Annotated in this window: 11 protein-coding genes; 10 read left to right on the top strand and 1 reads right to left on the bottom strand. The window is 67.0% G+C overall.

From position 1 onward, the window contains the following. Positions 1 to 67 precede the first annotated feature (67 nt). From G3T36_RS12605 to smc, 6 genes are all read left to right on the top strand, one after another. Positions 68 to 1,267, top strand: coding sequence for a branched-chain amino acid ABC transporter substrate-binding protein (locus tag G3T36_RS12605; protein ID WP_240148526.1), 1,200 nt, complete (start codon positions 68 to 70; stop codon positions 1,265 to 1,267). Positions 1,268 to 1,386: 119 nt separating this feature from the next. Then, on the top strand, positions 1,387 to 2,394 hold the full coding sequence (locus G3T36_RS12600; RefSeq protein ID WP_163290094.1) for a branched-chain amino acid ABC transporter permease: 1,008 nt from the start codon (positions 1,387 to 1,389) through the stop codon (positions 2,392 to 2,394). Continuing rightward, positions 2,391 to 3,590, top strand: a complete 1,200-nt coding sequence (locus G3T36_RS12595; protein WP_163290093.1) for a branched-chain amino acid ABC transporter permease — start codon at positions 2,391 to 2,393, stop codon at positions 3,588 to 3,590. The genes G3T36_RS12600 and G3T36_RS12595 overlap by 4 nt, the downstream gene beginning before the upstream one ends. Then, the gene (locus tag G3T36_RS12590) at positions 3,587 to 4,486 is read left to right on the top strand and encodes an ABC transporter ATP-binding protein (protein WP_240148447.1); all 900 of its coding nucleotides are present in this window, start codon (positions 3,587 to 3,589) and stop codon (positions 4,484 to 4,486) included. The genes G3T36_RS12595 and G3T36_RS12590 overlap by 4 nt, the downstream gene beginning before the upstream one ends. Then, positions 4,473 to 5,186, top strand: coding sequence for an ABC transporter ATP-binding protein (locus G3T36_RS12585; RefSeq protein ID WP_163290092.1), 714 nt, complete (start codon positions 4,473 to 4,475; stop codon positions 5,184 to 5,186). The genes G3T36_RS12590 and G3T36_RS12585 overlap by 14 nt, the downstream gene beginning before the upstream one ends. 159 nt (positions 5,187 to 5,345) lie before the next feature. After that, entirely contained in the window at positions 5,346 to 8,933 is a 3,588-nt protein-coding gene (gene smc, locus G3T36_RS12580; protein ID WP_163290091.1) for a chromosome segregation protein SMC, read from the top strand. A gap of 35 nt (positions 8,934 to 8,968) precedes the next feature. On the opposite strand, the gene G3T36_RS12575 is transcribed toward smc, so the two are convergent. After that, the gene (locus G3T36_RS12575; protein WP_163290090.1) at positions 8,969 to 9,850 is read right to left on the bottom strand and encodes a CHAD domain-containing protein; all 882 of its coding nucleotides are present in this window, start codon (positions 9,848 to 9,850) and stop codon (positions 8,969 to 8,971) included. 67 nt (positions 9,851 to 9,917) lie between these two features. Between G3T36_RS12575 and ftsY the strand changes: the two genes are divergently transcribed. Genes ftsY through ffh form a run of 4 tightly spaced genes read left to right on the top strand, consistent with a single transcriptional unit; the run spans position 9,918 to position 13,564 of the window. Next, positions 9,918 to 10,793: a signal recognition particle-docking protein FtsY gene (gene ftsY, locus G3T36_RS12570; protein WP_163290089.1), complete on the top strand. Its 876-nt coding sequence runs from the start codon at positions 9,918 to 9,920 to the stop codon at positions 10,791 to 10,793. Between the two features lie 9 nt (positions 10,794 to 10,802). Beyond that, positions 10,803 to 11,303 carry a DUF2004 domain-containing protein gene (locus G3T36_RS12565; RefSeq protein ID WP_163290088.1) on the top strand — a complete coding sequence of 167 codons (501 nt, stop codon included), beginning with the start codon at positions 10,803 to 10,805 and terminating at the stop codon, positions 11,301 to 11,303. Continuing rightward, positions 11,303 to 11,983, top strand: coding sequence for a GNAT family N-acetyltransferase (locus G3T36_RS12560; RefSeq protein WP_205245056.1), 681 nt, complete (start codon positions 11,303 to 11,305; stop codon positions 11,981 to 11,983). Before G3T36_RS12565 ends, G3T36_RS12560 begins: the two co-directional genes overlap by 1 nt. Positions 11,984 to 11,995: 12 nt before the next feature. After that, positions 11,996 to 13,564 carry a signal recognition particle protein gene (gene ffh, locus G3T36_RS12555; protein WP_163290087.1) on the top strand — a complete coding sequence of 523 codons (1,569 nt, stop codon included), beginning with the start codon at positions 11,996 to 11,998 and terminating at the stop codon, positions 13,562 to 13,564. Positions 13,565 to 13,568 lie beyond the last annotated feature (4 nt).

The raw sequence follows: 13,568 nt of genomic DNA, 5'->3' as shown, positions 1-13,568 counted from the left end.
CGTGGTCTCATTACGGATTCACGTCGAGAGGCAGAATCACATGTTACGAAAGAAAGCACTAGTGGGAATGGCCGTCGCAGCGTCGGTCGCCCTCTTCCTCGCAGGTTGTGCCAACCAGGCATCGACCGGGGGATCGACAAGCACCAGCGGCAGCGGGAAGGTCAACATTCCGGCGATCACCTCCATCTCCACCCCGGCGGGCGCTGTCCTGCCGGCTGGTGACGGCAAGGCGACCTGCCCGAGTGGCCTGACCATCGGCTACATCGGTGCTGAGACTGGTCCGAACGCACAGCTCGGTGTCAACATCTACAACGGTGTGCAGCTCGCAATCGACCAGCACAACCAGGCGAACTCCGGATGCAAGGTCGCATTCAAGAAGTTCGACACGGAAGGCGACCCGAACAAGGCGACCGGACCGGTGACCCAGGCGGTCAACGAGAAGGACATCATCGGCGTCGTCGGTCTCCCGTTCTCGGGTGAGTCGAAGGCGACCGGCAACATCTTCCAGCAGCAGGGTCTGGTGCACATCACGCCATCGGCGACCAACCCCGGCCTGACGAAGAACGGCTGGACGACCTTCTTCCGCGGTCTCGGCAATGACGCAGTGCAGGGTCCGGCAGCGGCGAAGTTCCTCACCGACAAGCTGAAGGCCAAGAAGGTCTACCTGGTCCAGGACGACTCCGACTACGGAATCGGTCTGGCGGGAACCACCTCCTCGGCCCTGGGCAGCGCACTCATCGGCACCGACAAGGTGACGACCGGCCAGAAGGACTTCTCGGCAGTGATCTCCAAGATCATCAACGCGAAGCCTGACGCGGTGTACTACTCGGGCTACTACGCCGAGGGCGCTCCGTTCGACCAGCAGCTGGTCAACAAGGGCTACACGGGCACGTTCGTCGGCCCTGACGGTGTGAAGGACGACCAGTTCATCAAGCTGGCCGGCGATGCCTCGGGCAACGCCTACTTCACCTGCCCCTGCATCCCCGGAGAGCTGATCCCGGACTTCGAGAAGGCGTACAAGACGGCATTCAGCGCTGAGCCCGGAACCTACTCGATCGAAGGCTACGACGCGGCGACTGTGCTGCTGTCGGGCATCGACCAGGGCAAGACCACTCGTGCCGACCTGCTCGGCTTCGTCAAGTCCTACGACAAGGACGGCCTGAGCAAGCACTACAAGTGGGACTCCACCGGTGAACTGCAGGCGCCGACCGTCTACGGCTACAAAGTGGACAACGGCAAGATCGTCCCGATCGGTACCATCGGATAGCCATCAGTGATGAGGATGCCGCGGGCGCGCCCGTCGCAGCCCGCGGCATCCTCATCACACCCCGGCCGCTATCCACTCGGATCAAAGTCGATCCGTGTCATCTAGATCTGGATGCCTGAATGCTCGAAGCACTGATTCTCCACCCGGTCCTCGACAACTCGTGGATCAATTTCGATGTCACCGCCCTGGTACAGAATTTCTGGAGTGCGACCTTCGACGGTCTCACTTTCGGGGCGATCTACGGCCTCATCGCCGTCGGCTATACGCTCGTCTACGGCGTGCTGAACCTCATCAACTTCGCCCACTCCGAGGTCTTCATCATCGGCGCCTACGGCGTCGTGATCACCCTGACCACGCTGGGCTTCGGTCCCTCAGCGCCCAACCTCTCGGTTCCGGCGATCGTGGGAGACCTCCTTCTCGCCCTCATCGTCGGCATGCTGGCCTCCGCGGCCGCCGCCTTCCTGCTCGAACGCGTGGCCTACCGACCGCTCCGAAAACGCAATGCGCCACGGCTCGCGTTCCTCATCACGGCCATCGGCGCGTCGTTCGCGATCCAGTACACGATCTTCCTCGTGCGCGGCGCGAACGCCGAGCCTGCGGTGACGATGTTCCGGGCGATTCCCGTGTTCGACGTCTTCAACACCACCATCTACATTCAGTCGCTCATCATCGTGATCGCGGCGGTGATTCTCATGGTCCTCACCGACATGTTCATCCGCCGCACCCGCACCGGCCGCGGCATCCGTGCCGTTGCACAGGATCCGGACACGGCGACCCTCATGGGCGTGAACAAAGAGCGCATCATCGTGATCACGTTCGTCGTCGGCGGCCTGCTCGCCGGTGCCGCTGCGCTCTTCTACGTGATGCTGGTGCCGTCGGGCGTGATCTACAACGGTGGCTTCATCCTCGGGGTCAAGGCGTTCGCGGCTGCCGTCCTCGGCGGAATCGGCAATGTGAGGGGCGCGCTGCTCGGCGGCCTGCTCCTCGGCGTGATCGGCAACTACGGGCAGATCCTGCTCGGCGACTCCCAGTGGACCGATGTCGTCGCGTTCGTCGTCCTGGTCCTCGTGCTGCTCATCAAACCCACCGGAATCCTCGGAACGTCACTGGGAAGGAGCAGAGCATGAGCACCAACGACGGGCCTCGCGTCCTGCCCGACGCTCGCACCGAACAGGCTGTCGACAACATCGAGGCCGCGCCGAAGAAGCGGGGCGGGTTCTTCCAGCCGCTGCGCGATCGGTGGAACGGGCTGCCCCGTGCCGTCCAGTGGCTCTGGATGCTCATCGTGGTGGCCATCGCGTTCGCACTGCCGTACCTGAACTTCTTCCCCCTCACGACGGAGCCCGGCAACGACTGGCCCCTCGCCTGCTTCGCGATGGCGGTCTACGCCCTCATCGCCGTGGGCCTGAACGTGGTCGTCGGCTACGCCGGACTGCTCGACCTGGGGTATGTCGCGTTCTTCGCGGTCGGGTCGTACACGGCCGCGATGCTGACCAGCCCGGACTCGCCGTTCACGCACATCCCGTACCTGTGGACCATCCCGGTCGCAATGGCCGTGACGATGACCTTCGGGGTGATCCTGGGCGTGCCGACACTCCGCCTGCGCGGTGACTATCTCGCGATCGTCACCCTCGGGTTCGGAGAGATCGTGCGCATCCTCGCCACGATCATCCCGGCGATGAAGGGGCAGGTCGGCTTCCAGAACGTCGGCCACCCGCCGGGCACCGACGCCAACGGCGTCCCGATCTTCTCGAACTCGAACGGTGTGCCCTGGTACTGGCTCACGCTGGTGGTCATCATCATCGTGCTGCTGCTCGTGGGCAACCTCGAACGGAGCCGCGTCGGACGAGCGTGGATCGCCATCCGCGAAGACGAGGACGCCGCAGAGATCATGGGTGTTCCCACCTTCAAGTACAAGGTGTGGGCGTTCGCGATCGGTGCATCCGTCGGCGGTCTCTCCGGCGCGCTGTTCGCGGGGCAGGTCGGGTTCGTCAACAACCAGAAGTTCGACGTGCAGACGTCGATCCTGTTCCTTGCGGCCGTCGTGCTCGGTGGCTCCGGCAACAAGGTCGGCGCCATCCTCGGTGGTGCGATCGTGGCGTACATCCCGCTGCGTTTCACCGCCATCGCCGACTACAAATACCTCATCTTCGGTGTCGCGCTCGTGCTGCTCATGATCTTCCGGTCGAAGGGCCTGATCCCGGCCAAGCAGAGGCTGCTGGCCTACGGACGGCACGCGATGGAGTACCTGAAAGCGAAACCGTCTACGACCGGGCCGAAGCCACGACCGACGGGCGATCCGACGAAGGGAGGCGTGGCATGACCGAAGACGCCGACAACCTGACCGAGGCCGGTGCCGACCCCACCGAGCTCGCAGAGCTCAACGTCGACCTCGAGGTCGCCGAAGCGGCCGCACCCGACCGCGAGATCGCGGTGGAGGTGGGCGACAAGCTCGTCGAGGTGAAGAACCTGACCGTGAAGTTCGGTGGCCTGCTCGCCCTCGACGATGTGACGTTCGACATCAAGCGCGGCGAGATCCTGGGGCTGATCGGACCGAACGGCGCAGGTAAGACGACCTGCTTCAATGCGATGACCGGGGTGTACAAGCCCACGAGCGGTGACGTGCTGCTCGAAGGACGATCGATCAAAGGACAGAAGCAGCACCAGATCACGCGGCTCGGTCTCGCGCGCACCTTCCAGAACATCCGCCTCTTCGGCGAGATGAGTGCGCTCGAGAACGTGGTCGTCGGTCTTGACGCCCGGCACCGCACGAGTGTGCCCGGCGCGCTCCTTCGGCTGCCGCGGCACACACGGGAGGAGAAGACCGCGATCGAACGCGGGATGGCGCTGCTCGAGTTCGTGGGGATCGCCGACCTGGCGAACACCGCATCCCGCCAGCTGCCCTACGGCTACCAGAGACGCCTCGAAATCGCCCGCGCGCTCGCGACCGACCCGAAGGTGCTCTGCCTCGACGAGCCGGCCGCAGGATTCAACCCGGCCGAAAAAGAGGACCTGATGGAGCTCATCCGCACCATCCGTGCCGATGGGTACACCGTGCTGCTGATCGAACACGACATGCGGCTGGTGATGGGTGTCACCGACCGCATCGTGGTGCTCGAATTCGGTCGCAAGCTGGCCGACGACATCCCTGTCGAAATCCGCAACGACCCGCGTGTGATCGCCGCCTACCTCGGAGAGCCTGAAGATGACGTTGCTTGAACTGAAGAACGTGAGCGTCGCGTACGGGCGCATCGAGGCCATCCACGACATGTCCTTCTCGGTCGACCAGGGCGAGATCGTGAGCCTCATCGGTGCGAACGGCGCCGGCAAGTCCACGACGATGAAGACCATCTCGGGCATCCTGAACCCGTCGAAGGGTAGCCTGATGTTCGACGGCGAGGACATCACGAAGATGAAGGCGCACATCCGCGTCGTCCGGGGAATCTCGCAGGCACCCGAAGGGCGCGGGATCTTCCCGGGCATGACGGTCATGGAGAACCTCGACATGGGTGCGTTCGGCCGTAAGGACCGGAGCGGCATGCAGGCGGACTTCGACCGGGTGTTCGCGTTGTTCCCGAGGCTCGCAGAGCGGCGCACGCAGGTCGGCGGCACGATGTCAGGCGGCGAACAGCAGATGCTCGCCATCGGCCGCGCTCTGATGTCGGCCCCGCGGTTGCTGCTGCTCGACGAGCCGTCCATGGGGCTCGCACCGCAGTTCATCAAGCAGATCTTCTCGATCATCACGGAGATCAACCAGCAGGGCACCACCATCCTGTTGGTCGAGCAGAACGCCAACCAAGCGCTCGCCCGGGCCAACCGCGGCTTCGTGCTCGAGACGGGTTCGATCACGCACTCGGGCACCGGCAAGGAGCTCCTGGCGAACCCCGCGATCAAAGAGGCGTATTTGGGAGTCGGCTGACGCCAAACTCGCGAGCACAGAGTTTTTCACGTTATGGCCGTCTGACAAACGGAAAAACCCTGTGCTCGCGAGCGTTCGGGCGCGTGGGCTGCGCGGCGTCGGTGCGGCGGTCGGGTACTTTAGTGCAAGGCATCGGCACGAACGACGAAAGGGCGGCAGGTGTATCTGAAGAGCCTGACGCTCAAAGGGTTCAAGTCGTTCGCACAGCCGACGACGTTCGCCTTCGAGACCGGGGTGACCTGCGTGGTCGGCCCCAACGGGTCGGGCAAGTCCAACGTCGTCGACGCCCTCGCCTGGGTGATGGGGGAGCAGGGGGCGAAGACCCTCCGCGGCGGCAAGATGGAGGACGTCATCTTCGCGGGAACCTCGACCCGTGGGCCGCTCGGCCGGGCCGAGGTCACCCTGACCATCGACAACTCGGACGGCGCGCTCCCGATCGAGTACTCGGAGGTCACGATCTCGCGCACGCTGTTCCGCAACGGCGGCAGCGAGTACGCGATCAACGGCCAGACCTGCCGGCTGCTCGACGTCCAGGAGCTCCTGAGCGACTCGGGGCTCGGCCGTGAGATGCACGTCATCGTCGGACAGGGCCAGCTCGACGCGGTGCTGCATGCGAGCCCCGAAGACCGGCGGGGTTTCATCGAGGAGGCGGCCGGCATCCTCAAGCACCGCAGGCGCAAAGAGAAGACGCTGCGCAAGCTCGAGGCCATGCAGGCCAACCTGACGAGACTCAGCGATCTGGCCGGCGAGATCCGTCGCCAGCTCAAACCTCTCGGGCACCAGGCGGAGATCGCCCGTGAGGCCCAGTCGATCGCAGCGATCGTCCGGGATGCACGCGCCCGGCTCCTCGCCGACGAGGTCGTCACCCTGCGCACCGCCCTCGACGCGCACGGCCGCACGGAGAGCGAACGGCACAGCGAACGGATCGTGCTGCAGGAGCAGCTGGAGCAGAAACAGTTGCGGGTCGCCCGTCTGGAGCAGGCCCAGGTGGGCGACGAGGTCGATGTGGCGCGCCGCGTCGCCTTCGGTCTCGAATCGGTGCAAGAGCGCCTCCGCAACCTCTACACGATGGCGAACCAGCGCCTTGCGTTGCTCGGTTCTCAGGCCGAGGCACAGGATGCGACGCCGGGTGTCAGCCCGCAGATGGTCGAGGACACGCGGCAGGAGGTCGACCGACTGCGGACGGTGGTCACCGAGGCCGAGGCCGCCTGGGTCGCGGCGCAGGCGAAGACGCGCTCCGCCCGGTCGAGCCTCGACTCGGTCGATGAGGAGATCGCTGCCCAGAGCGCGCTGGTGTCGCGCCACGACCTCGAGATCACAAAGCTCACGGGCCAGGCCGACGCCGCTGCGTCGCGCCTGGCTGCGGTGCGCGGCGAAGTGCTCCGCCAGCAGAACGCCCTCGACGCTGCCACCGAACGCAAGGAGAAGGCTCGGGCGGAGTTCGCCGCGCGCGAGTCGGAGGCGGCGATCTCGGATGGGAGCGAAGGCAACCTCGACGAGGCCTATGAGCTCGCGCAGGCCGATGTGTTCGAGGCCGAGGGCGAGATCGAGCGGCTCCGTGAGGAACTCCACGTCCTCGAGCGGGAGCGCGATGCCCTCGCCGCCCGCACCGGTGCCCTCTCGCTCGCGCTGAACCAGAAGGACGGCTCCGCCGCTCTCGTCGACGCGCGCCTGGCGGGAGTGTGCGGTCTCGTGGCCGAGCACATCCGCGTGCATCCCGGTTTCGAGGCCGCTGTCGCTGCCGCTCTCGGTTCGCTGGCGGATGCCGTGCTCGCCGAAGACCGCGACGCTGCCTTCGAGGCGGTCGCGCACGCATCCGCCGACGACCTCGGGCGCGTGGAGGTGATCATCGCCCAGGCGACGCCGCCGGAGGTCGACCTGACCGGGATCGACGGCGTCGTGCCCGCGCGTTCCGTGGTCGACGCGCCCGGGGGCGTGCTCGGTGTGCTGTCGTTCACCGCCATCGCCGACGACCTCGACGCCGCACGTGCCGCTTCTGCCGCGTTCGCGAAGCGCAAGCTGGGTGCGCCGGTGACGATCATCACGCGCGCCGGCGACGTGCTCACCGATTTCGTTCTCCGCGGTGGTTCTGGCGCGAAACAGAGCCGGATCGAGCTCATCGCCGACCGTGACGCTGCTCAGGAGCGCCTCGGCGAGGTGACGTCGCTGATCGACCGGGCGAAGTTCGCCCTGGCCGAGCAGCGCGGCGTCCTGCAGGTGGCGAAGGAGCAGTCGGCGGCGGCACTGGCCGCGCTGCGCGCGTTCGACTCGCAGCTCGCCGCCCAGACCGAGCAGCTGAACCGGCTGAAAGTGCAGCTGGAGGCCTCCCAGGCCGAGTTCGACCGCCTGGGCATCGCGCTCGGGCTCGCTGACGAACGGGTCGCGGATGCGGAGGCGGCGTCCGACAAGGCGAAGGCCGAGCTCGAGACGGCCCGCGCCCGCCCACGTCCGATCCTCGATGTGAGCGCCCGCGACGCCCTGTACGCGGAGCTCGAAGCCGCACGTGACGCGGAGGTCGAGTCGCGGCTCGGCGTGGAGACGGCCAAAGAGCGCGTTCGTGCCGAGCAGGCGAGGGGCGAGGCGCTCGCCCGTCAGCTGGAGGCCGAACGCGCGGCGGCGGAAGAGGCGGCCCGGCGTGCGGTCATCCGCAGGCGTCAGGTCGATGCAGCGACCCGGGTGCTCGAGGCCCTGCCTGCGGTGCTCGACTCGGTGGACCGTTCGGTTGCGCAGGCGCGGGTGGAGCTGGCCGCCGCGGAGGCCCGGCGCGCCAGCCAGAACGAGGAGCTCGCGGTGCTGCGCCGCGACGAAAGTGCGCTCCGGGAGCGCCTGCAGGCGATCACCGAGAACGTCCACGGCCTCGAACTGCAGATCTACGAGAAGAAACTGCACCTGTCGAGCCTGCTCGAGCGCGCGGGCAGCGAACTGGGACTGGTGGAGGACGTGCTCGTTGCGGAGTACGGTCCCGAGGTCCCGGTGCCGGTGGATGGGACTAATCCTCGCGAGCGCAGCTCGCTCGGCGCTGGCGTCGCGGAATCGCAAGGCGATTCTCTGAGCTCCAGCGCGGAATCGGATACGACTGCATTCGACCGGGAGCAGCAGCAGAAGCGCCTCGCCCAGGCGGAACGCAAACTCGCGCAGCTCGGACGCGTCAACCCGCTCGCGCTCGAGGAGTTCGCTTCCCTCGAGCAGCGCCACAAGTTCCTGACCGAACAGCTGACCGACCTGACGAACACCCGTCGCGATCTCCTCACGATCATCGAGGAGATCGACGAGAAGATGCAGTCGATCTTCCAGAGCGCGTTCGAGGACACGAAGGCGGCGTTCGGCGAGGTGTTCCCCATCCTCTTCCCGGGCGGGTCGGGGAGCATCCAGCTCACGGATCCGGACAATATGCTCACGACCGGCATCGAGGTCTCGGTGCGCCCGGCCGGCAAGAAGATCGAGCGGCTCTCGCTCCTCTCGGGCGGTGAGCGGTCGCTCGCCGCTGTCGCCCTGCTGATCGCGATCTTCAAGGCCCGCCCCAGCCCGTTCTACATCATGGACGAGGTCGAGGCCGCCCTCGACGATGCCAACCTGGGCAGGCTGCTGACGATCTTCGAGGATCTCCGGCAGTCCAGCCAGCTCATCGTGATCACCCACCAGAAGCGCACGATGGAGATCGCGGATGCGCTCTACGGCGTCTCGATGCGACAGGACGGCGTCTCCGCGGTGGTCGGGCAGCGGGTCGCGCAGGAGCAGGCCTCGTAGGAGCCGGCTCAGCGTCGACCTGAGGCGTACAGCTCCTAGGCGTACAGCTCGCGGATGCCGTCGAGCGCGACGTCGAGGCGCTCGAGTTCCCGGTTCGCCTGTCTCTCGCAGCGCGCGGCGAAGATGCCGACGCCGGTCGCGGCGGAGCGATTCAGCGCATGCCCGGCGATGGCGCGTCGCAGGTGGCGCGCGAGGAGGATCCCGTCCCGATGGTCGCCGAGCACATCCTGGGCGGTTTCGGCCGCGTAGGCGAGGCGCTGGGTCCGCGCGCCGAGTACTGCGACAGGTTCGCTCGAGACCGCGTCGGCCGCATAACGCAGGCGGCGGACCTTCTTGCGGAGCTCGTGGAGCGCGTCGAGCTGGAGGTCCGCTGCTGCCCGCGCGCGTTCGTCGACGCGCCCGACTTCTCGCCGGAGGGCCTGTCTGAACGACCGCCGGGCGGGCCGCTGCGCACGGTGGGGGTGCAGCGGGGGATCCACGGCGAACCGCGTGAGCCTGTCGAGAAGCGCCGCGTGCTCCGCACTGTCGAACAGGGCCAGCAGGCCGCGCCGCGCGTCGCGGTGCTCGTCCCGGGATTGTCCGGCCAGCGATTCCACCGCATCGATCACGGCGGGCGCCGTGTGCGCGAGAAGCAGGTCCTCTGTGGTCTTCGCCCGGACCTCCGGGTCACGGGCGGTTCCCAGTGCGGCGCCCAGCGCGCGCAGGTCCTGCCGCAGGTCATCGGTCTGCGTGCGGTCGAACAGCCGGCGGTAGACGGCGAGCACGCTGCGGATGCGCCTGACCCGGATGCGCGCCTGGTGGACCGAATCCGGTTCGTCGCGTCGCACGGCTTCCAGCTGCACGCGCAGTTCCGCGTCGAGGAAGACGAGTATGCGAATGATCGCGTCGCCGGCGCTCGCGGCCGTATCGACTTCCATGTCGAAAACGTAGCCCCCCTGCGACCGCCGCAGGAAGAGGCGCCCCACGAACAACTAGGGTGAATCCATGGCTGAACGCACCCCGTGGTCCCTCTCGAGCGCTTTGCGCGGGATGTTCGCGAAGAAGACGATCGACGACGACACCTGGGACGACCTCGAGACCGCTCTGATCACGGCGGACTTCGGTCCCGACCTGACCGAGGCGATGGTCGACGATCTGCGTTCGAAGGTCGAGCGGTACCGCACGACGGATCCTGCCGACCTGCAGCGGATGCTCCGGGAGACGCTGGAGGAGCGGCTGTCGAAGCTCGACCCCACACTCAAACTCTCGGAGCGGCCGGCGATCGTGCTCGTCGTCGGGGTGAACGGTGTGGGCAAGACGACGACGATCGGCAAGTTCGCCAAGTTCCTGCGCACCTACGACCGGACCGTCATCGTCGGCGCCGCCGACACGTTCCGCGCTGCAGCGGTCGAACAGCTGGCGACATGGGTGGAGCGGGCCGGGGCCCAGATCGTCCGGCCGCAGCAGCAAGGCCAGGATCCCGCATCCGTCGCCTTCCAGACCGTCGAGCGCGCCAAGACCGAGGGGATCGAGATCGTCCTCATCGATACGGCCGGCCGGTTGCAGACGAAAGGCGGTCTGATGGACGAGCTGTCGAAGATCAAGCGCGTGGTCGAGAAGCAGGCGCCCATCTCCGAGGTCCTGCTCGTCCTCGACGCGACGACCGGGCAGAACGGTCTCGCCCAGGCGGAGGCGTTCATCGAGCACGCCGGCGTGACCGGCCTGGTGCTCACGAAGCTCGACGGTTCGGCGAAGGGCGGCTTCGTCCTGGCCGTGCAGGAGAAGACCGGTATACCGATCAAACTCGTCGGGCAGGGCGAGGGCATCAACGACCTCACCGGCTTCACGCCCCACGTTTTCGCACAGCAGCTGATCGGCTAGGAGGATCCCATGGCGATCGAACACGACTTCTTCGGCATCATCGACGAGACCGCGAGCGGCGGTCTGGCATGGCAGGACACTGTCGAGCTCGGCGACCAGGCGGTCGAGATCGACCTGCAGGCGGATGCCGAGTCGAGGGTCACCGGATACGCGCTCGATTCCGCCGCCGCCCTTCTCCAGGCGCTCGAAGGGTTCGACGCGCGGGCCAGGGATGCGCTGGTCGCGCAGCTGAGCGACCGGGCCTCGGAGACGGTCAATTACGTCGACCAGCAGGTGGACGACATGGGCGAGAGCCTGCTCGATCTTCTCGTGCACAACTCGGGCGACCTCCAGGTCGATGTCCTGCGTTCGCTGCAGCTGATGCGCATCGCGCTCTTCCCGGAGAATTCGGACGAGGACGACGTCTTCGCCACGTTCGACTACTCGATCAGCCCGGACGACACGGACGCGATCCTCATCGTGAGCTTCGACATCCGCGGCGATGTGGTCGCCGTCGAGATGCAGGGCTGATGGGGGAGCCGTTCCAGCCGCGTCAGGACGCGCGGCCCGACGACGTCGCGTGGCCGGAGCTGTCCTGGCCGATGGATCCGGCGATCGAGCTGCGAGGGCGCGTGGTGACGCTGACCGGCGTCCGCGATCCGGAGCGCGACGCTCGCGAGCTCTACGAGGCCCTCGACGACGACCGGGTGTGGCGGCACGTCGCCGGCCGGCCGGCCGACATACCGGCTCTCGCCGGCCGCCTCGAGGATGCGCTGGTGCCCGGACCGAGCTTCCCGTGGATCGTCCGGCTCGCCACGCCGTATCGCGGTCTGCCCGAAGGCACGGTCGTCGGTCAGACCTCGTATCTCGATGTGTCGGTTCCGGATGCGCGCCTCGAGATCGGCTCGACCCTCTATCGGCACGACGTGTGGGCCTCCGCCGTCAACCCGGAGACCAAACTGCTGCTGCTCGAGAACGCGTTCGACCGGCTCGGCGCCGGTCGCGTGCAGTTGAAGACGGATATCCGCAACGAGCGTTCGCAGCGCGCGATCGACCGCCTGGGGGCTCGCTACGAGGGCGTGCTCAGACGGTACCAGCGGCGAGCGGAGGGCACGGTGCGCGATACGGTCCTGTTCTCGATCGTCGCGGAAGAATGGCCGGATGTGCGCCGTGGGCTGAACGAGCGCCTACGCTCAGCATCCGACCGTTAAACTGTCTGGACCATGGCTACTTTCGGAACCCTGTCTGACAGGCTCGCAGACACCTTCAAGAACCTCCGCACCAAGGGCAAGCTCTCGCCTGCCGACGTCGACGGCACCGTTCGCGAAATCCGTCGCGCCCTCCTCGACGCCGACGTCTCGCTCGACGTCGTCAAGTCGTTCACGGCGACCGTGCGCGAGCGCGCGCTCGGCGATGAGGTCAACAAGGCTCTGAACCCGGCCCAGCAGGTCGTGCAGATCGTCAACGAAGAGCTCGTCACGATCCTCGGCGGCCAGCAGCGGCGCCTGCAGTTCGCGAAGAAGCCGCCGACCGTGATCATGCTCGCCGGCCTCCAGGGCGCCGGTAAGACCACGCTCGCCGGAAAGCTCGCGAAGTGGCTGGCCAAGGATGGCCACACTCCCGTGCTGGTCGCCGCGGACCTCCAGCGCCCGAACGCCGTCACTCAGCTGCAGGTCGTCGGCGAGCAGGCGGGCGTGCCCGTCTTCGCGCCCGAGCCCGGAAACGGCGTCGGCAACCCGGTCAGGGTCGCCAAGGACGCGATGAAGTTCGCCGAGACCAAGCAGTACGACGTGGTCATCGTCGACACGGCCGGTCGCCTCGGTGTCGACGCCGAGCTCATGAAGCAGGCGGGGGACATCCGCAAAGCGGTCGACCCCGACGAGGTGCTGTTCGTCATCGATGCGATGATCGGCCAGGACGCGGTCGCCACCGCCAAGGCCTTCCAGGAGGGCGTCGACTTCACCGGCGTCGTCCTCACGAAGCTCGACGGCGACGCCCGCGGTGGCGCCGCGCTGTCGGTTGCGTCGGTCACCGGGCGTCCGATCATCTTCGCGTCCACGGGCGAGAGCCTCGACGACTTCGAGCCGTTCTACCCCGACCGCATGGCCAGCCGCATCCTCGACCTCGGTGACATCCTCACCCTGATCGAGCAGGCGCAGGAGGCGTTCGACGAGGAGGAGGCGCGCAAGGTCGCAGAGAAGTTCGCGACCGACACGTTCACGCTCGACGACTTCCTCAAGCAGATGCAGCAGCTCCGCAATATGGGCTCCATCAAGAAGATGATGGGCATGCTGCCGGGCGCCGGCGCCATGAAGCAGCAGCTCGACAACTTCGACGAGCGGGAGATCGTTCGCACCGAGGCGATCATCCAGTCGATGACGAAGGCCGAGCGCACCAACCCCAAGCTTCTGAACGGGTCGCGCCGTCTGCGCATCGCCAAGGGCGCAGGCTCCACCGTCACCGAGGTGAATTCGCTCGTCAACCGTTTCGAGCAGGCCGCGAAGATGATGAAGACGGTCGCCAAGGGCGGCGTGCCGAACGTTCCCGGTATGGGACCGATCCCCGGCGCGGGCTTCACCGGCGGTCGCGGCAAGCAGCAGCAGAAGAAGAAGGGTTCGCGCTCGGGCAACCCGGCCAAGCGTGCGGCCGAGAATGCGGCGCTCGCGTCAGGCGTCAAGCCGGCGACGTCGGCGGGCGGCTCTGGCTTCGGGCTCGGCGGCGGCGCCTCGGCCAAGCCGGGCGGCCCGACCGAGGAAGAGCTCGCGTCGCTGCAGAAGTTCCTCGGGCGCTGACGCT

Origin of the sequence: Leifsonia tongyongensis, assembly GCF_010686705.1 — a bacterium.
GTDB lineage: Bacteria > Actinomycetota > Actinomycetes > Actinomycetales > Microbacteriaceae > Diaminobutyricibacter > Diaminobutyricibacter tongyongensis.
This window is presented reverse-complemented; position numbering and strand designations above follow the sequence as displayed.